Origin of the sequence: Streptomyces gelaticus, from assembly GCF_014649535.1 — a bacterium.
Taxonomy (GTDB): domain Bacteria; phylum Actinomycetota; class Actinomycetes; order Streptomycetales; family Streptomycetaceae; genus Streptomyces; species Streptomyces gelaticus.
In genome coordinates, this window is record NZ_BMTF01000015.1 from 19143 (window position 1) to 38297 (window position 19155).

Here is a 19155-nt window from a genome sequence, read left to right on the forward strand (position 1 = left end):
GCCCGGACCGAACCGTAGGTCCTACCCCTCCAGGAACACCGGGTTGGTGAGCGCGGCGAGTGCCCCGGGCAGCCCTGGCACCGTCGCCGGATGCCGGACCTCGGCCCGTACGTAGGCGGCGTAGGCCGGAGTCGTGCGCCATTGCACCGCCCCCGTGCCCGACTCGGGCAGCCCGGCAGTGAACAGCGTGCCCTGGTCGGTGACGAAGTGCGCGGTGCAGCCGGGCACCCCGGCCACCTCCAGCCGCACGGTGACCGGGGTGTCGTCCCCGTCCACCCGCAGCCGCTCACCGATCCCCGCGTGCAGCCCGCGCCCGCCGAGGACGCCGAAGGAGAGCGTGACGGCGGACGACTCCGCGATGTACGAGTGCCCGGCCCTGATCCCGGCCACGACAGCCTCGCGCGACAGTTCCTCGGCGAGGACGACGGTCTGCGGCAGCCCCACCACGTCCGGCTCCCGGTGCGCGTCGCTGTTGCCCATCGCCGCGACCCACGGCTTCGCCCAACGGACGGCGGCGACCAGGGAGTTGTCCCACTCGGCCAGGGCGATCTCGTCCTCGGGGGAGTACGCGCCGTTCCACACCTCCACCGCGTCCGCCTCGCCGAAGCCGAACTTCCAGTGGCAGCCGATGCAGGTGGCGTGCGGATGGGCGGGCACGACCAGACCGCCGGCCCGGCGCACGGCCTTCGCGTAGTGCCCGAACCGGTTGTCGCGGGCCCGGTAGCGCCAGTCCACGAAGGTGCCCGGGTCGGTGGCCACCGCGAGCACGTGCCCGTTGCGGGTGGTGATCTCCTCGCCGGTGAGGACGAGCAGGTCGTCGCCCCACAGCCCGTCCCACGCCCCGTGTGCGGAGTACGTGTTGTGCTCGCTGCTGTTGATGAAGTCGAGCCCGGCCGCGCGCGCGGCGGCGGCGATTTCGGCCGGGGTGCGCCTGCCGTCCGAGTGCACGGAGTGGAGATGGCAGTCCCCGCGGTACCAGGCCCGCCCGCGCCCCTTCGCCCGCCGGGGCGGATACACCGGCTCCGGCGTGGACCCGGCCGCCCCGAAGCGCAGGGTGATCGTCACCTCGTACGGCAGGCCCTCGGGGGCGACGGTGTAGGGGCCGAGCGCGATGTTCCACGTACCGGCCCGGACCGGACCCGCGATGTAGCCGGGCGTCGCCTCGTCCGCCCGGATGAAGAAGCCGCCGCGCGCCCCGCCGGACCACCCCCGGAACCCGCACCCGCCCAGTGCGGTGCCGCGCTCGTCGAAGATGCCGATGTCGAGGGCGTTGCCCTGTGTCCCGGCCGGTACGGGAGGCTTCCCGTACGTGTACGAGACGGCGATCTCCCTTACTCCGCGCGGTACTTCGACCGGCAGGTACACATAGTCGGGCGACCCGGTCGGCAGGGTGCCGCGCACGGTCCTGGTCCGGTCCGGGCCGTCGGTGCCGTCCTGGCCGCCGTTCGGGGGTGCGGCGTCGGCGAAGCTCACGGTGCCCAACGTTAGAGCGGTGGCGGCCGTCCCGACGAGAAGGCCGCGCCTGGCCATCGGGTGACCGTGAGCGGAGTGCGATCCGGACATGCGAAGGGCTCCCCGGGTGTCGTGGGTGGCGAGGAATGACACGCACCCGAAAGACTGGCGGCCGGCGGTGAACCACGGAAGAACGCCGGGACACCTGAACGGGCCGACCACTCAACTCCCCGTTTTCCCGGCTTACCTGACCTCCCGCATGCTCGGCTTTCCGCACCGCACGGCATACGTTGGGTCCCCAGGGCCTGTCACCGGATCACGACGGAGGTGTCCTCAGATGCGGATCGCCACGACGATCTTCCTCACCGACGAGACGATCACGCCGCTGCGGCTCGCCCGCGAGCTCGAACAGCGCGGCTTCGGCGGGCTCTACCTGCCCGAGCACACCCACATCCCGGCGAGCAGGGACACGCCCAATCCGGCGGGCGGCGAACTCCCGCCCGAGTACGGCCGCACCCTCGACCCCTTCGTCGCCCTCGCCCAGGCAGCCGCCGTCACCGAACGCCTCTCGCTGGGCACCGGTGTCACGCTCGTCGCCCAGCACGACCCGATCGGCCTGGCCAAGCAGATCGCCACCCTCGACCACCTCTCCGGCGGCCGGTTCACCCTGGGCGTCGGCTACGGCTGGAACGTCGAAGAGGCCGCGGACCACGGCGTGGACTGGCCGGCCCGCCGCGAGCTCGTCCGCGACCGGATGGCCCTGATGCGCGCCCTGTGGGCGGACGAACCCACGGCCCACGAGGGCGAGTTCGGCTCGGTCCGGGCCAGCCACGCGTACCCCAAGCCGGTCCAGCGGCCCCGCGGCCCGGTGAACGGCCCCCGCACCCTGATCGGCGGCGCGGCGGGCCCGAAGCTGTTCGCCCACATCGCGCAGTACGCCGACGGCTGGCTCCCCATCGGCGGCCGGGGCCTGACCGAGTCCGTGCCGAAGCTCCGCGCGGCCTGGGAGGAGGCGGGCCGCGACCCGAAGGACCTCCAGGTCGTGCCGTACGCGGTGCTCCCGGACGCGGGCAAGCTGGCACACTACGCGGACCTGGGCATCGAGGAGGTCGTGCTGCAATTGCCTCCGGCGGGCGAGCCGGAGGTGCTGCGGGCGCTCGACGGCTACGCGCAGTACCTCTGAGCAGGGGGGTGCCCGCGGGCCCAGGCGGTTGCGGGTGCAACCATTTGCCCGTAATCGGCATCTTCCTCAGTTGCGGAACAAACGTTGGTGAGCACGGGAGTGGATCAGGATGAACAGGCCGTTGCGGCACATAGCCATATTCTGCGGACTGCTGGTGATGGCGCTGCTGCTGCGGGCGAACTGGCTCCAGTACGTCAAGAGCGAGTCCCTGGCCACACATGAGTTGAACCGCCGGGTGAAGATCACCCAGTTCGCCACCCCGCGCGGCGACATCATCGTGGGCAGCGACGCGATCACCGGATCCAAGGCGGTCGAAGGAACGGACTTCAAGTACAAGCGGACCTTCAAGCAGGGCCCGATGTACGCCCCCGTCACGGGATACGCCTCCCAGGCGCAGGGCATGTCCCTCCTGGAGAAGACGTACGACAGCATCCTCAGCGGCCAGGACGACCGCTTCGCGTTCCGGCACGCCAAGGACATCATCACCGGCGAGCAGCGGCGCGGCGGCGATGTGATCACCACGATCGACCCGAAGGCGCAGAAGGCCGGCTACAAGGGGCTGACCGAGCTCGGCGCGCGGGGCGCCGTCGTCGCGCTGGAGCCGGAGACGGGGAAGGTCCTGGCCCTCGTCTCCACGCCCTCGTACGACCCGTCCGTCTTCGCCGGGAACTCGTTCAAGGAGGGGGACAAGTTCCAGGCGCTCGTCGACGACAAGAGCAAGCCGCTGGCCAACCGTCCGCTGCGGGAGACCTACCCGCCCGGCTCGACGTTCAAGATCCTCACCGCGGCCGCGGCCCTGGAGAACGGCGTGGTCACCGATGTCGACGCGGCGTCCGACGCCGTCTCCCCGTACCCCCTGCCGCTCTCCACGAACAAGATCGGCAGCGAGGCCGGCGACGCGGTGTGCAGCAAGGCGTCCATGAAGACCGCGATGCAGTACTCCTGCAACAACGTCTTCCTCGACGCGGCGTCCAAGGTCGGTGCCGAGAAGATGCGGGAGACCGCGGAGAAGTTCGGCTTCAACGCCGATGTCTACTCCGAGGAGTTCGGCGACATGCTCGCCACCAAGAGCCTCTACCCGAGCGAACTGGACAAGCCCGGGACCGCGCTGACAGGCATGGGGCAGGGCAGCCTCACCAGCACACCGATGCAGATGGCGATGGTGACGGCCGCCCTCGCCAACGACGGCAAGCTGATGCAGCCGTACATCGTCGACGAACTGCGCGGCCCCGACCTGTCGGTCCTGGAGAAGAACGAGCCGAAGCTCAAGAGCCAGGCCGTCTCCGAGGAGACGGCGAAGAAGGTCCAGGAAATGATGGAGTTCACGGCCAAGGAGGGCAGCGCCCAGCGCGCCCTGATCGACGGTGTCACGGTCGGCGGCAAGACCGGCACGGCGCAGCGCGGTGTCAATGTCAACGACAAGGTGCCGTACGGCTGGTTCGTCTCGTACGGCAAGTCGGGCGGCAAGTCGGTCGCGGTCGCGGTGTTCATCGACCCGACCGCCATGGACATCTCCCGGTCGGACATCTCCGGTGGCCGGCTCGGTGCGCCGATCGCGAAGAGCGTGATGAAGGCGGTGCTGGGCAAGTAGCCCGCGAGCACCACCGGAATTCTCGGAGAAGCGGAACCGAAAATCTTCGGGAAGCCCGGGACGTGTGTGCGATGATCGCGTGCGCTCATCTTTACGAGTCGCGCACATCTCGCTCCTGTCCCGGGCTTTCCCGCGTTCGTAGGTCGTTCGTGAAGCCCCGGCAGAAGCGCACACTTCACCGGTCCGGGGGGAACGGAATGCCCAACTGCCCACGCACCGCGGCGAGATCCGGGAGAGCGGCGAGACCGGGGGCGTACGCCGTGCTGTTGCTCGCGCTGTCGGTCCTGCTCCCGCTGCTGATGCCCGCGAGCGCCGCGCAGGCGTACGCCCCGACGACGGCGCGAACCGCTGATGCGGCCGGTGCCACGGCCGAGCCCACAGCCGGCGAGGACTGCGCCGTTCTGCCGCTCTCCGGCTTCGGCGAGGCCGCCTCCGCGGTGGGCAGGCCGACGATCCCGGGCGACGGCACGGCCTGCTTCACGTTCACGGCCGACGCCGCCGGACTCCACAAGGTCGTACTCGTCGGCGGCACCGCCGCCAGCACGTACGCCCATGTCCACGACGGCGAGACGGAGCTCGACTGCTACGACCCCGAGTGGGGTGCCGGCTGGTGCCGGCTGCCCCGCTCGGGCGACTTCACGCTCCGGCTGTACAACAACTGGCCCGAGCCGAGCAGCCCCATCGTCGCCGTCGTCCCCCTCGCCACCACCGAGGGCTGCGCGCCCGAGACCGCCACGTCCTGGGACACCGCACCCGTCGTCGGCTCGGCGGCCGGGCCGACGGCCATCCAGTGCCAGCCGTTCGCCGGCAAGCCGGGTGAGCGGATCACCAACAAGATCAGGACGACCGCGTACGGCCAGAGCCTGGCGTGGATCACCGACGAGACCGGTGCCCGGATCTGCCCGCACTTCAACGAGGACGACAGCGAGGGCTGCGTCCTGCCCGGCGACGGCCCCTACCGGGTGCTCTCGCAGGTCAGCGAGGCCGAGCACGGCTTCCCCGCCGAGTACACCCTCACCGTCCGCCGGATCTCCGACCCGGCCGGCTGCACCCACCCGGCGCTGAACGGATACAACTCCGGCCCCACGGCCGCCGACCCGTCCCACGGATGCCGGACCTTCACCGCCAAGGCCGCCGGACGCTACGACGCGTACGCCGTCCACGACGGCGTACGGTCCGCCCTCGCCGTGTACGACAAGGACGGCAAGACCGCCTGCCGGACCTGGGACGTCTGCTCCCTGCCCGCCGCCGGTGACTACACCGTCTTCACCGACGCCGCCACCCTCGTCATCGACCACACCGCCACCACCGGCTGCGAGCCGGTCGAACTCGGCGTGCACCGATCCGAGTTCACCGTCGGCGGTGAGATCGACTGCCTGTCCCTGCCGCTCCCCGAGGGCGCCCGGCTGGCGGCGCTGGAGCCCGTCTACGGGCCCGCGCCCCACCCGGACGTGACCGTCGTCGACGCCGACGGCATCGAGCGGTGCGACCCGTCCCGCCTCTCCAACGGGACCTGCGGACTCACCGGCAAGGCCCCGTTCCGGGCCCTGGTCTCCACCACCAGCGAGTCGAAGCCGACCGGTCCGTACACCTTCGTTCTGCACCGCACCGACGCGGCGAGCGACTGCCCGGCCATCCCGGCGGGCGACTTCACCGCGACCGGCCCCGCCGCCCGCGTCTCCACCGGTGACGGCGTCTTCTCGGACTGCCTGAGCATCCCGGCCGGCGACCACAGCGCCCAGGAGAACCTCCAGCTCCGGGCGGCATCCGGCACCACGGCCCTCGCCCAGTTCACCGTCCTGGACGTCCAGGGCAAGCAGATCTGCTCGACCCGCCCCTCCGTCTCCACCTGGACGACCTGCGCGCTGACCCCGGGCGTCGCCCACACCGTGCTGGTCACCGGCCGCGACACCCCCGCCGAGTACACCCTGGCCCGCCGCGACGTCACCGCGACCGCCGAGGGCTGCACCCCGAACCCGGCGACGAAGCCCGGCGGCCCGTCCACCGGCGGCACCATGGGCGCCCCCGGCGAGCTGCGCTGCCGCCAGGTGACCACCGCCGACGCCAAGGACACCCTGCACATCGACGTCCGCGACGCGCTCGGCGCCGCGAACATCGTGGTGTACGGCGCCGACGGCACCGCCCTGTGCAACAAGAACCGGGCATGCGCCGTCACCGGCTCCACCCACTACCAGGTCATGGTCACCGTCCCCACGACGCTGAAGGCCCCCGACTCGTACCGCTTCGACGCCCTGCGCATCGCGGGCCCGGACGGACCGGCCGCCGAGTGCGACAAGCCGCAGAGCATCGCGTACGGCTACGGCCCGGTCACCGGCACCCTCGACGAGGAGCACACCGCCGTCTGCGCCGCGCTGCCCACCGCCTACAGCGACCGCTTCAAGATGGAGATCAGCGACACGACGGGTGCCACGGAGACGGCGGTACCCGCGCTCTACGACCCGAGCCTCGACAACGGCTGCGTGTACGGCACCCCCGGCGGCTACCAGTGCTCGGTGATCGAGCAGTACTCCCGCGAGCTCACCCCGAGCATCCTGGTCCTCTCCCTGCCGGAGAAGGCGTCGAAGACCTCCTACAAGGCCGAAGCGGTCTGTTCGGGGCTCTGCGGCATGGAGCGGGTGACCGTCACAAAGCTCGCCCCGACCACCGGCGTCTCCGGTACGAGGACGACGGTCGCGGTCACCGGCAGCGCCCTGCACCAGGACGACCGCGTCGTGCTGCGCAATGCCGGCCGGGAGATCACCGGGACCACCGTCTCCGTCTCGCCGGACCGCCGCACCCTGACCGCCGAACTGGATCTGACCGGTGCGGCCGAGGGCGCCTGGAGCGCGAGCGTCATCACGCACAGGGGAGGCGAGTACTCGCAGGGCAGCTTCACCGTCACCTCGGCCCCGCTCAGGAACGGCACGCTTCCGACGACCGGCGGCCCGGCCCGCGTCGGTGACCACCTCACCGCGTCCCCCGGCACCTGGACCCCCGCCCCGACCTCGTACACCTACCAGTGGAACGCCGACGGGCAGCCGATCACCGGGGCCACCGCCGCCACCTACACCGTCCCGGTGTCGCTGCTCGGCAAGAAGCTCACCGTCACCGTCACGGCCCGCCGCACCGGCACCGCGGACGTCCCGGCCACCTCGGCGGCGCTCACGGTGGCCAAGGGCGCGGCGCCCCGGGTGACGACTTCCCCGAAGATCACCGGCACTGTGAAGGTCGGCGCCAAGCTGACCACCACGAGCGGCAGTTGGACGCCCGCCGCCACCTCCTACGGCTATCAGTGGAAGGCCGACGGCAAGGCGATCACGGGCGCGACGTCGTCCACGTACACCGTCCCGGCCTCGCTGCTCGGCAAGTACATCACCGTCACCGTCACGGCCCACCGGACCGGTCACGCCGACGGTTCCGCGACGCCCGCCTCGGTGAAGGTCGCCGTGGGCAGCGCGCCCAAGGCCACCAAGCAGCCCACGATCTCCGGCACCGCGAAGGTGGGCCGCACCCTCAAGGCCGCCCACGGCACCTGGACGCCCACCCCGACCTCGTACGGTTACCAGTGGTACGCGAACGGCAAGGCGATCTCCGGCGCGACCAAGTCCTCGCTGACGCTGAAGTCCGCCCAGCGCGGCAAGAAGATCACCGTGAAGGTGACCGCCCGCCGCACCGGCCACAGCAGTGGTTCCGCCGTCAGCGCGGCGACCAAGGCGGTCGCCCGCTGACGCAGGTGAGGTGAACGCAAGGGCCGGGCGCCCCGCACCAGACGGTGCGGCGCCCGGCTCTTGCACGTACGGGCGCCCGGAGTTCGCGGCCAATTGCCCGACGTCAGTGGGGCGTCAGTGCGGCATCAGCGGGATTGGTCATCATGGGGCCGCCGCGATCGTCGGCCCCCGTGGGCCGGCGATCGCGGCGGCGTGGTCGCGAGGAAACTTCATGGCACCCCCCGCCACGAATGCTTCGCATGCGCGCCGCCCGGAATGTGACATTCAGAGAGGGAACGTTGAGAGCAAAGATCGCCAAAGTCGCGGCGGCCGCACTGCTGGCCGTCGGCTCCGCCGCCGTGGTCGTCGCCACCGCCTCCGCCTCGGAGGACACCGACATCCCCGTCCCGGCATCGAGCGCTTCAGGGCAACCGGAGGAATCCGCCTCCACCCTGCCCGAGCCGCCCCGTTCCACTCTCGCCCCGGAACCAAGTGGGACAACGGTGCCTCCGGCGCCGGGCAGCACAACGATGCCGCCCCCGGAGCCGGGCCAGACAACGACGCCGCCCCCGGAGCAGGGCAAGGCGACACCCCCGGCGCCGGCCCGGACGTCGGGGCCGCCCGCAGAGCCGCCGTCGGGCAGCTACCACGGAAATGCGACGTACTACCAGCCCGGACTGACGGCGTGCGGCATCGTGACCACGGACAGCGATTTCGCTGTGGCGCTCGACCCCAGCATGTTCGGATCCGGATACCCGTCTCCCTCCTGCGGGAAGAAGGTCGAGATCACGCACAACGGAAAGTCCATAACCGCGACGGTCGTTGACCAGAGCCCGGGTGCCGGCAGGTATGGCCTCGATCTGACGCCCGGCGCATTCAAGGCGCTCGCTTCCCTCGACCAGGGTTCGATCGACGTCGCCTGGCGTTTCGTGGAGTAGTCGGCTCGCCGCCATATTGCTTGAGGGGTGGCAGAGGAAGCAGCGGGGACGTGTTGAAGAAGAGCCCTGCCCCCACCCTCGGCAGCATCGGCCGGACCCCGTCCGGTCGGTGCGCAACTCGTTTGTCGCCGCTGCCCGAGCCGGGCGGCTCGGGCAGCGGCGACACCCGCGTCACAGCATGAGCAGCGCCCGTACGGGGACGAGGGTGTCCGACAAGGGGCGTACGGCCATGCGCATCAGCGCGAGGGCGTTGTCGTCCCCCGCGATGCGGTTGGCACTGAGCTCACCGCAGGTCAGGCACTCATGGATGAGCGTCCATTCCCCGTCCTGCCGGACGGACAGGCTGAGCGCCGTCATCCGCCCGCCGCAGTCGGCGGCCCGGTCTCCCGGTATCCGCAGATCGACGTGCACGCTGGTCAGGCAGTGCGGGCAGTGGTTGCGATGGGCGGTGCCCGGGGCGGTCAGTGGTACGTCGAGCCGGCAGCCGGCGCAACGGAACGCGTCGCCGTGGGCGCCGCCCGGTTTGTGCAGGACGTCCTTCCGTCTCTGCGGGCGGTACGACGACCGCCGGGGTCCACGTCGTGGCATGGTGGGTCCTCCGTCCCTTCCTCGGTCGCTTCCGGTGGGTCACAGATCGCCGAACGCTTCGAGGGGGAAGGGCGGTTGGGCCAGCGGGCGGACCGCCATCCGCATCAGGATCAGCTGGTTGTCGTCCCCGCAGACCGGGTTCGAGGTCAGCTCGTCACAGCGGGTGCAGCGGTGGATGACCATCCAGTCACCGGTACGGAGCACCGCGATGGAGATCGGGGTCATACGCGCCCCGCAGTCGGACGGGCCGCCCTCGACGTGGTCGAGGCAGTGCTTCGAGTGCAGGCAGCTGGGGCAGTGGTTGCGACGGCTGCCATCGGGCGCGAGCGTGGCGATGGTCAGCCCGCACCACACGCAGGTGAAGGTATCGGTCCTCAGATAGGCGCTGGGGCCGTGGTGGGAGGACTTGGACGTGCGGTGCTGGGGGTTGTCGGTGGACACCCGGGTTTCTCCTTGCCGAAGAGGATGAGCAATGCAGCAGGGAAGTACCGAGCGGCCCTCGGGGGCGGCGGCCGGAGAGGCGTGAGGCGGCGGCCGGGAATCACGTACTGACGGGAAGGAAGCGCGTACCGGTCAGGTTGCGCGGGTCAGTGCGATGCCGCGGGCGTGCGCGTGCACGCGGCTCCGATCGCCCCGGCGCGGATGAAGGCGCGGCGAGGGAGGCTCGGAACTGCTGGCCGGGGCATACATCAACTGCTTTCCAGGGCGAACGCCCATAAGTCACCGACGGTCGGCACCGTGGTCGAGGTGCCAGCACCGTAACAACGCACCCCCACCGGATCCAGCGAATATCGGTGCGGACGTGTGCGGGGTGGCCAAGGGCGTGGCGTAGCGGGCCGGGCGGGCCCTGAACGTTGTGGATATGCATCGAATGCCGCCTTTGTACCCGACCGGTCCTACGGTGTCACGCCCTCGACTTGTCCGAAATGACAGGTATGGGGTCCGTCGATACGTTCGCCGCAGGTCGGCCGCCCGGTCGGCGTCTCTGAGACGGAGAGAAGTGACATGTCCTCGCGTACCTTCACGGTGGCCGCCGCCGTAGTCAGCACAGCGGTCCTTGCCACCGGCATCACCTATGCCTCGACCGAAGGATCCACCCAGGCCGAACCGGCCGCCCGGCAGGCCGAGCAGACCGCCCACCGGGCCGCCCCGCCCGCCCGGCAGGCCATCCCCGCACCGGCCCCCGTCGGCAGCGAGAGCGGAACGGAGGCCAAGGGGGACAGGGACGGCGACCGTGAGGGCTCCGACCGCGGAGGGCGCAACGAAGGCGCAGACCGGGGTGGGCGCGACGACGAGGGCGGCGGCGACCGGGGCGGGCGTGACGACGAAGGCGGCGGCCGAGGTGGGCGGGACGACGAAGGTGGCGACCGGGGCGGGCGGGACCGCGGCTACGGCGGGAAGAGAGTGGGGAGGATCTTCTTCAACGAGCGGGAGTACGCCGCCTATCCGGGGGGCTGCGTCCCCGCGGCCAGCGGGCTGGGATCGAGCAGCTTCAGCATCTACAACGACAGCCGGTATGCGGTCGAGGTCTTTCGGGGGTTCGCCTGTGACGGCGGTGCTCCGGTCGCCTCGGTCGGCCCGTATGGCAGCACCTACGGTGTCGTGACCCCTACCGTCCATGGCGGCGGGTTCATCGAGGACGGCGTCGCGGGCAGCTTCCGGGTGATCGGCTACGACGAGGAGTGGTGACGGCCCGGCGCACCGCGAGACACGTGAAGCGGTGGGCCGGGAGCTCTCAGCTCCCGGACAGCAGCGACGGCAGCTTGCGCATGTCGTCGAAGACCACGGTGTCCGGGCCTTCCAGCCAGTGCGCCGGAGTCAGCCCGCCTGCGTAGCCGAAGGCCCGCATCCCGGCCGAACGGGCGGCCTGCACGCCGTACTTGCTGTCCTCGACGACCACGCAGGCGGCGGGGTCGACACCCATCCGCCGGGCCGCGTGAAGGAAGAGATCGGGGGCGGGCTTTCCGTGTGCGACCTCGGTGGCGCTGAAGATGCGTCCCTCGAAGTGCGCGTAGAGCCCGGTGTGGCCGAGGGTGTGGCGCATCTTCTCGTGGCTGCCGCTGGACGCCACGCAGGTGGGGAGCGTGAGGGCGGCCAGCGCTTCGTGGATTCCCTCCACCGTGACGAGTTCGGTCTCGACCGCCTCGCGGTGGAGGTCCTCGAAGCGCCGCTGCCAGGCGGCGGACGCGCCGGGCAGCCGGGCGTCGATCAGCTCCCCGATGGACTTGTTCGACCGCCCCACGAACTGCTCGACGACCTCCTCCGCCGTCAGCGGCCATCCCAGCTCGGCGCCCACCTGGACCTGGATGCGTACGGCGATGCGCTCGCTGTCGACGAGCACGCCGTCGCAGTCGAATATGACGAGTTCGGGAGCAGTGATCATTCGCTCAGGATAGAGAGCGAGGAGCAGGGGATGTCGGCCGATTCTTCGCGGCAGTCACGGCAGTCACGGCAGTTGCCCGGGGTGGGGGAGCGGAAGGCCCGGTCGCAGCGGTCGCAGTTCTGGAGCAGGACCGTGGGGTGCTCCGGGGTCGGCGGGGGCGGGAGGAGAGCGGTGAGCCGGTACCGGAGGAGCTTGGCGGGGCGCTTCAGGGGCTGGGGAAGGTCGTCGGTGAGGGCCTTGCGGAGGACGGCGGCCGTGGCGCCGCGCTCGAACCAGGTGGCGGCAGCTGGGGCGAGGAGAACGATGTCCTTCTCGGTGAGGGTGATCGCGGCCGAGTGCCGGTGGAGGTCGGTGAGCAGCGCGGTGGCGGCGCGGAGGTACTGGGGGAGCGGGTTGCGGGGCTGGGGGAGTGGCGGGGGTGTGGGTGTCGGCGGGGGCGTTGCGGCCACGGGGGTTGGCGGGGCGGCCACGGGGATGGGTGCGGGGGCCTGGCGGCGCAGCTTGGGGGCCGGGTCCGGGGCCGGGCGCCGTTGCGTGGTGCGGGGCGGCTGGTTGTAGGAGCAAGTGCGCGTGACGACGCGGCCGTTGGGCAGCCGCTCGCGGGTACGGCTCAGGTAGCCGTGCGCCTCAAGTTCGCGTAACGCGGCGGCGATACGGGCCTCGCTGTCGGGGAACCGCTCGGCGAGCGTCTTGATCCCGATCCGTGCTCCGGCGGGCAGCGACTGGATGTACGTCGAGAGCCCGATCGCCAGCAGGGAGAGCTCGCGGTGCTGGGCGAGGTGGTTGCCGATGACGGTGAACCGGCTGGTGTGCCGGGTGTTGATGTGTACGACACCGGATGTCGGCGTGGTGCCTCCGCGAACGGGGGACGCGGAGCGCGAGGGCGCGCTAACCTGCTGTGTATCCATCGGGAAGCTCCGAACTTCCTCGGTGGTCAGGCCCTCGTTCGGGATTGTGACTCCCGGCCGGGGGCCGACGCATGTCTGGGGTTGTCGCGGCGAGCATATGCCAGCCAATAGCCCCGAAATCCAGCTCAGTTCGCGAACCTCACCCGTGCGAGTGACGAGCCTCTGCGCGTCGCCGGGGGAGGGGTTGGGTTGGGGAAGTTTCTTCTTCCCAAGGCCTTTAAAAGCCTTTTTACGTCGGGGCCCGCCGCGTCGCGGTCACCCGCGTCGCGGTCACCCGCGTCGCGGCGCACCGGGTCGCGGCTGTCGCGATCCGGTGCGGGACCGGGCGTGGTGGGCGGACCTGGTGCGATCAGCCCTGACGCGCGTACGTGACGAACGCCGACCAGGCGTTGGGGGCGACGTCGAGGTGGGGGCCCTGGACGTTCTTGGAGTCGCGGACGTGGACGGTGGTGGGGCAGGTTGCGACCTCGACGCACTCGCCGCCGGCACCGCTGCTGTAGCTCGACTTGTGCCAGTCGTAGGCGACCTCGATGCAGGCGCCGCCTTCGCCGTCGCTGTAGCTGCTCTTGAACCAGTGCAGTTGCTCGGTGTTCATGAATCTCCCAGCATCTTCTCGATCAGCGTCAGGGACTCCCGGTTGGTGAGCGCCTGCGATCGGATATTCCCATATCGCTCGCTGAAGACCCGGACCTCTTCCGGGGCGGTGATCAGGCGCGGGTACCCGTACGTTTCCGTGTATGCCACCTCCTGGCGCCCCTTGGGGGTAAGCACGATGAAAGAGCTGCCCAGGCTTGGATGTTCCTCGGTGGCTGTCGGCATGATCTGGAGCGAAACCGTGCGCATGCGTCCGACTTGCAGCAGGTGTGCCAGCTGCTCCCTGTGAGCGGCACGCCCGCCGAGGGGGCGTTGCAGAACGACCTCCTCCAGCACGTACGTCATCGTTGGTGGGGGCCAGCGGTCGAAGATCCTCTGGCGGTCCAACCGGTCGGCGACCCGCTTCTCGATTGTCTCCTCGTCCAACAGAGGCCGACGTTGAGTGAAGAGGGCGCGCGCATAGGCCTCTGTCTGGAGCAGTCCCGGAACGGCCTGGTTGCTGTAATCGTGCAGCGCAAGCGCCTCCGCCTCCACCCGCGCGTAGTTCCGGAACCAGTCCGGATGGCGGGTCCGCGCCCGCGTGAGCGCCTCCCGTACCTCGTCGACAGCGGCGCACAGCACCCCGCACGCGCCCAGGAGCGGGTCCACACGGATCAGGAACTCCGGCTGCGGTGTGCGTACCCCTCGCTCCATCGCCGAGATCAGATCTTCCCCGCAGTGGGCCGCGAGGCCCAGGTCCTTCTGGCTCATGCCCGCGCGTTCGCGCAGCACCTTGATCTGTTTGCCCAGCGCTTTGAAGAGGTGCGCCGTTCCATCCGATTCGGCCGGCCGTTCCGGCCTTTCCTCGCGTTCCGCGTTCGCCATCTGCCCCGCACCGCTCTCTGTTCGCCCGGTCACGGCCGACGCCCCGTACAGCCGACCGGGCGTGCCCGTACAGCTACTCGGCGTCGTGGTGTCACTCCTGGTCAGCGTACGAGCAACCGGACACGCTGAGTCACATGAACGCCGAAATCACCCTTGCGGGCTCCGAGTTCGTCCAACGCTTCAGCGCCACCCGTCGGGGCGCGCGGCTCGCCCGTCGGCTCGCCCTGCATCAACTCGACGCGTGGGGTGTGCCGTACGGGAGTGGGTTCTCCGACGACGTCGCGGTGGTCGTGTCCGAGCTGGCGGCCAATGCGGTGCTGCACGGGATGGTGCCAGGGCGGGACTTCGAGCTGCGGCTGATCGCCCTCGCGGACACGCTCCGTATCGAGGTGTCGGACGCGAGAACGGAACGTGAGCCGGAGATCAGGGCCTCCCGCCCCGGCGCGGAGTCCGGGTTCGGCCTGCGCCTGGTCGGGGCGCTGGCGACGTCGTGGGGTGTGAAGGGCCGGGACGTGGGCAAGACGGTCTGGGCCGAGCTGGCAACGACCCGGTGAAGTCGGCCGAGGCGGCCGACGTGGATCACGATGACGGTGACCTGGGCTTCTTTGCGCGACGCCGGGTATCCCTCCCCTAACCCCTAGGGGCGGGGATCCGCGCGCCGATCCGATAGACCCGGAAGGCGGGGCCGCGCAGTCGGCGCTGCGGCGGCCCGTGCCGTCGACGCGCTGCGGGCCGGGGTGTCCACGGCGTGACTGCCGACAGGTGGCCGGTCGGCCGCCGACCCGGAGAGATGAACGACGAGGAGCAGGACTCCAGCAGGACGGCAGAGCGTCGTCCTACTCTGCAGGTTGGATCACGAGCCCATCCCCGCGCCGTACGGGCACGAGTGGGGACGAACAGAGACTGGAGGCAATCCGAGACACTGATTCTGTACAGAGGACTGGCATGGCTCTACGAGGCGCCCGAACGATTTCCGTGCTGACGGTCGGCGCGGTGACGACCGTGATGGCAGCGCTCACCCCCGTGACGGCGTTCGCGGCAGGGGATCCGCTCCAGCAGTACGCGCAGCAGAAACTCCGCTGGGAACGCTGTGACACGGGCCAGCCGGCGGCCCTGGAGTGCGCGAAGGTCAAGGTGCCGCTGGACTACAGCGCCCCCGGGGGCCGGAAGATCGACCTCGCGATATCGCGGATCAAGGCGGGCAGCGCGAAGGAGCGGCACGGCGTGCTGCTGATGAATCCCGGGGGACCGGGCGTTCCGGGGCTGACCATGCCCGCGGAGATGGAGCCGCTGCTGCCGGCGGAGGTACGGGAGCGGTTCGACCTGATCGGCTTCGACCCGCGCGGGGTCGGGCAGAGTGCGCCCATCGGCTGCGGCCTGACGGACGACGAACAGACCTTCCAGCACCCCTACACCGCAGGGACGTTCGCGAAGGACGTGGCCCGGGCCCGGACAGTGGCCGACAAGTGCTGGGCCAAGGCGGGGGACGTGCTGCCGCACATCACCACCCGCAACACGGCACGGGACATGGACGTCGTCCGGGCGGCGCTGGGAGAGAAGAAGATCTCCTACTTCGGGTACTCGTACGGCACCTATCTGGGCTCCGTCTACACGCAGATGTTCCCCCAGCGCTCGGACCGGTTCGTGCTCGACAGCGCGCTCGATCCGGCGCTCGCGTGGCGAGGGATGTTCCGGGGATGGTCGCCAGGGGCCGAACTCGCCTTCACCCGGTGGACCGAGTGGGCCGCCGCACGCAACGCCACGTACGGGCTGGGCTCGACCCCGGCGGAGGTCCGGAAGACGTACTGGGAGCTCATCGCCCGTGCCGACCGCACGCCGGTCCCGACGGAGGGCGGGGCGCTCAGCGGCGGCGCCATCCGTTCCGCGTACAACGCGTTCGTCCACGTCGAGACCGTCACCCCGTGGATCGTCGGGTTGAAGGCTGCGGCCGAGGGCGGACCGACAGCGCCGACCGCGTCGGCGGTGTCGGCCGCATCGGAGGCCCCCGGCTCCGCCCCGGTCCGGTCCGCCGATGCGGGGGCATTCGCTGCGGACGTTCCGGCGGACAACCAGTCCGCCGCCGTGTGGGCCGTCTTCTGCGGCGACACCCGCAGCTGGCCGCGCAACCCCGAGCAGTACCGCCGGGACGTGATCCGGGACCGAGCCAAGTACCCGCTGGCCGGCGACCTGGGGGCCAACATTCAGCCCTGCGCGTTCTGGAAGTCGGCGGCGAGCGAGTCGGCCACCGTGGTGAGCAACGACGTCAACGCGCTGATCGTGCAGAACCAGTGGGACCCGCAGGCGACGCTGGCCATGGCGCAGGGCATGCGTCGGGCGCTGCACGGTGCGCGGATGATCACGGTGGCCGGCGGTGAGGGCCACGGCGTGGTGGTGGCCGGCCCGTCCTGTGCGGACGCCGACGTCACGCGGTACCTGACCACGGGCCGACTGCCCGCGAAGGACCTGACCTGCGGCGGCTAGTTTGTGATCTTCATGGCTATGGCTATGGCTATGGCTATGGCTGCGGCGTGCGCGGGCCGGGTGAGTTCGGCGCCGGGCGGACCAGTGTCGTGAGTGCGGTCGTGGACAGGCCGAACAACCTATGAATGCCGTGGGCCCGTTCTTCGGCGGGCCATGGTCCTTCCGGTCAGGTGCCGCAGCTCCACGCGTCGACCGTCGCGGCAGCCCAAGCCTTGACGCGTTGGGTGAACTCCGAGGAGGGGAACGTCCCGTCGACGGCGACGTCTTGGATCGTGACGGAGAACCGGGATCGCGGCGCGTCCCGGTGCGGCAAGGCAGACTGGTGAATCACCGTCAGGTGTGTGGACTGATGATGAAGCGGTGGCCGCAGGTCACAGCGTAGTTCCTGCCCGTCGGCAGGCGATGTTCGACGGGCTCTTGGACCGGATCGCGGGCCGTTTCACCAGGCTGGAACCCCGGTTGCGGGTACGGCAGTTGGGGCTGCTGGCGGACCTGCCGCGTGTGAACTGCTGGACGATCCGAAGTGGAGGTGGTGGCCGCCCCGGGTGATCGGGGCGGCGCGCCGGTGCCGCACGGCAGCTTCATCGGTCATGCCGGGAGGCCGGCGCGGGCGATGCGGACGCCGATGGCGGTCAGCTGCCACCTCCGCCGCCACCATTATTGTCCTTCCGGCCGCCCACCACTGCGGATACGATCCATGCCACCAGCGCGATGAGGAAGAACACGACAATGATTGTCGGGAGCGCTGAATTCACAATTCGGTCCCCTTATGGGATTCGTGACCGCTTCTGCCCGAAGTGTGCGACAACTGAAGCGAGTTGAAGGTATCGAGAGTTTCCTCGCGGCCTCACACCTGGCAGGTCCCTTTCAGGACCGACCGGATCCTACGCGGCTCCCCTGGCTCCTACCAGGGCGTCGGCGGACGCTTCCGGTTCCGCGTTCTACTGCCAGGTCGCGGTGTCGGGGTCGATGCCGTGGGCACGTGCGTCGGCGTCGATGATTCGACGGAACCATGTGGCAAGGCCGGCGCGGATGCCGTCGTAGTGCGCGGCGAATGCCGGATCGGCCTCATACATGCGGCCGAGACAGACCTGCATCTGCCTGGTGAGGGGAAAGTACGAGGCGAAGACCTCGCGGTGCCGCTCGACGAGCTGATTCGCTTCCGGGCTACCAGGCGTGACGCCGGCGTCCATCGCGTCCTTGAGGGCGCGGTCGAGGGCGGCAACGGCGTCGGCGACGGCCTGCCATTCCTCCGGACCGCGAGAGGCGGAGCGTTCGGCGTACTGCCGCCATTGCGTGGTGTCTCCCCAGCGCTGACGGGCTTGGGCGGGCCCGTCCGGGTCCCACTGGGGGCCGAAGATCGCGGCCTGCTGCTCTGCGGTCAGCAGCAGGCCGCGCTCGTGGGCGTCGATCATCCGGTCCAGTCCGGCGCCGAGCTGCTGGAGGCGGTCGATCCGTTCCGCGACCTGGGTGCGCTGGGCGCGCAATGCGCCGGGTACGTCCACGGTCGAGTCGTCCAGGACGGCCTGAATCCTGTCCAGGCCGAGACCGATCTCGCGGTAGACGACGATGCGGTGCAGGCGTTCCAGGTCGCCGGCGGTGTAGAGCCGGTATCCGGCAGCCGTGCGCAGTGACGGTCGCGCAAGACCGATCTCGTCCCAGTGGTGCAGCGCGCGGACGGTCACGCCCAGGCGAGTCGAGACCTGACCGACGGGCAGGCCATCGGCGTCAGTGGCATCAGGCATGCTCCCGATTGTCGCTGTGATCGACACTCGGTGGAGTGATCCCGATGGCCTCAAGGTTCCGCGCCTCCTGACTGGCCGGATCGAAGGGCTTCGCCGCAGTGACAACGATCCGTGCGTTCTCGGGGGTGATCACCTCCACGTCGCGGGTGTTCCAGGGGGTGTCCCGTGGACCGTCGACCGAGTCCGGGCGCAGTGCACGGCAGGCCTCGACAAGGGAATCGACCTGGCTGAGCACGCACGAGAAACTGAAGCTCATCGCCGGTGCCTGCTCCGGAGCGCCCGCCTCCGCGACGAGGAGTACGTCCTGGAACGCCCACCGGCGCAGATGCACAAGTTCGCCGGGAACGCTGAACAGCTCGAAGAACCCGAGCCCGCGAGTCCAGAAGTCCACCGACGCCGCCAGATCGCTCGTGGGGATCTTCACGAAGGCGGGCATTCCGTAGATGCCGCGGAACAGCTCCGGCGGAACTGCGTCCGGGCCGGGAGCGGGCACGGGACTTGTTTCGAACGCGTTGTAGTAGTCGCTCATGCACCTCACCCTCCGGCCTCACGCAACGTGAGGGTCAAGCCGTGGGTGGTGCCGTTCAAGCCGGCGTCGGCTCGCTACGCGGTGATCCGCACGGGCCACCCCGCCTGGCTGGGCCGCCACACGGCGGTCTCGACCAGCCAGGGTTGTCGGCGAGGCAGCGTGGGCTGAACTGGACACGGCGCCGTGAACATC

General features: G+C 70.3%; 17 protein-coding genes. 7 read left to right on the forward strand and 10 right to left on the reverse strand.

Annotated elements, in window-relative coordinates:
• Positions 1 to 21 precede the first annotated feature (21 nt).
• Entirely contained in the window at positions 22 to 1530 is a 1509-nt protein-coding gene (locus IE107_RS21195; protein ID WP_229867144.1) for a CehA/McbA family metallohydrolase, read from the reverse strand.
• 259 nt (positions 1531 to 1789) lie between these two features.
• Here IE107_RS21195 and IE107_RS21200 point away from each other — a divergent pair, with 259 nt between their 5' ends.
• The 4 genes from IE107_RS21200 (at position 1790) to IE107_RS21215 (ending at position 8871) form a co-directional block, all read left to right on the forward strand.
• The gene (locus IE107_RS21200) at positions 1790 to 2635 is read left to right on the forward strand and encodes an LLM class F420-dependent oxidoreductase (protein ID WP_189545414.1); all 846 of its coding nucleotides are present in this window, start codon (positions 1790 to 1792) and stop codon (positions 2633 to 2635) included.
• Positions 2636 to 2744: 109 nt separating this feature from the next.
• A complete protein-coding gene (locus tag IE107_RS21205) occupies positions 2745 to 4226 on the forward strand; it encodes a peptidoglycan D,D-transpeptidase FtsI family protein (RefSeq protein ID WP_189545415.1) in 1482 nt (493 codons plus the stop codon).
• Positions 4227 to 4423: 197 nt separating this feature from the next.
• Positions 4424 to 7954, forward strand: a complete 3531-nt coding sequence (locus tag IE107_RS21210; RefSeq protein WP_189545416.1) for a hypothetical protein — start codon at positions 4424 to 4426, stop codon at positions 7952 to 7954.
• 278 nt (positions 7955 to 8232) lie between these two features.
• Positions 8233 to 8871 (forward strand): RlpA-like double-psi beta-barrel domain-containing protein, encoded by a 639-nt coding sequence (locus IE107_RS21215; protein ID WP_189545417.1) that lies wholly within the window; start codon positions 8233 to 8235, stop codon positions 8869 to 8871.
• A 171-nt stretch (positions 8872 to 9042) separates the two neighbouring features.
• On the opposite strand, the gene IE107_RS21220 is transcribed toward IE107_RS21215, so the two are convergent.
• Complete coding sequence (locus tag IE107_RS21220) at positions 9043 to 9459, reverse strand: RNHCP domain-containing protein (RefSeq protein ID WP_189545418.1); 417 nt, start codon at positions 9457 to 9459, stop codon at positions 9043 to 9045.
• 39 nt (positions 9460 to 9498) lie between these two features.
• Entirely contained in the window at positions 9499 to 9900 is a 402-nt protein-coding gene (locus tag IE107_RS21225) for an RNHCP domain-containing protein (RefSeq protein WP_189545419.1), read from the reverse strand.
• Between the two features lie 564 nt (positions 9901 to 10464).
• Between IE107_RS21225 and IE107_RS21230 the strand changes: the two genes are divergently transcribed.
• Positions 10465 to 11148: a hypothetical protein gene (locus tag IE107_RS21230; RefSeq protein ID WP_189545420.1), complete on the forward strand. Its 684-nt coding sequence runs from the start codon at positions 10465 to 10467 to the stop codon at positions 11146 to 11148.
• A gap of 46 nt (positions 11149 to 11194) precedes the next feature.
• Here the strand turns inward: IE107_RS21230 and IE107_RS21235 are convergent, their stop codons facing one another.
• The 4 genes from IE107_RS21235 to IE107_RS21250 form a co-directional block, all read right to left on the reverse strand.
• On the reverse strand, positions 11195 to 11842 hold the full coding sequence (locus IE107_RS21235) for an HAD family hydrolase (RefSeq protein ID WP_189545421.1): 648 nt from the start codon (positions 11840 to 11842) through the stop codon (positions 11195 to 11197).
• Complete coding sequence (locus IE107_RS21240) at positions 11839 to 12750, reverse strand: helix-turn-helix domain-containing protein (protein ID WP_189545422.1); 912 nt, start codon at positions 12748 to 12750, stop codon at positions 11839 to 11841. Before IE107_RS21240 ends, IE107_RS21235 begins: the two co-directional genes overlap by 4 nt.
• Positions 12751 to 13099: 349 nt before the next feature.
• Positions 13100 to 13345: a DUF397 domain-containing protein gene (locus tag IE107_RS21245; protein ID WP_189545423.1), complete on the reverse strand. Its 246-nt coding sequence runs from the start codon at positions 13343 to 13345 to the stop codon at positions 13100 to 13102.
• Entirely contained in the window at positions 13342 to 14208 is an 867-nt protein-coding gene (locus tag IE107_RS21250; RefSeq protein WP_189545424.1) for a helix-turn-helix domain-containing protein, read from the reverse strand. The genes IE107_RS21245 and IE107_RS21250 overlap by 4 nt, the downstream gene beginning before the upstream one ends.
• 134 nt (positions 14209 to 14342) lie before the next feature.
• Here IE107_RS21250 and IE107_RS21255 point away from each other — a divergent pair, with 134 nt between their 5' ends.
• Both IE107_RS21255 and IE107_RS21260 read left to right on the forward strand, forming a co-directional pair.
• Positions 14343 to 14762, forward strand: a complete 420-nt coding sequence (locus IE107_RS21255) for an ATP-binding protein (protein ID WP_189545425.1) — start codon at positions 14343 to 14345, stop codon at positions 14760 to 14762.
• Between the two features lie 391 nt (positions 14763 to 15153).
• Complete coding sequence (locus tag IE107_RS21260; protein ID WP_189545426.1) at positions 15154 to 16689, forward strand: alpha/beta fold hydrolase; 1536 nt, start codon at positions 15154 to 15156, stop codon at positions 16687 to 16689.
• A 166-nt stretch (positions 16690 to 16855) separates the two neighbouring features.
• Here IE107_RS21260 and IE107_RS35170 read toward each other — a convergent pair whose 3' ends face one another.
• From IE107_RS35170 to IE107_RS21270, 3 genes are all read right to left on the reverse strand, one after another.
• Positions 16856 to 17020 (reverse strand): DUF5946 family protein, encoded by a 165-nt coding sequence (locus IE107_RS35170; protein ID WP_229867145.1) that lies wholly within the window; start codon positions 17018 to 17020, stop codon positions 16856 to 16858.
• Positions 17021 to 17630: 610 nt separating this feature from the next.
• Positions 17631 to 18434, reverse strand: coding sequence for a MerR family transcriptional regulator (locus IE107_RS21265; RefSeq protein WP_189545427.1), 804 nt, complete (start codon positions 18432 to 18434; stop codon positions 17631 to 17633).
• The gene (locus IE107_RS21270) at positions 18427 to 18963 is read right to left on the reverse strand and encodes a VOC family protein (RefSeq protein WP_189545428.1); all 537 of its coding nucleotides are present in this window, start codon (positions 18961 to 18963) and stop codon (positions 18427 to 18429) included. Before IE107_RS21270 ends, IE107_RS21265 begins: the two co-directional genes overlap by 8 nt.
• Positions 18964 to 19155 lie beyond the last annotated feature (192 nt).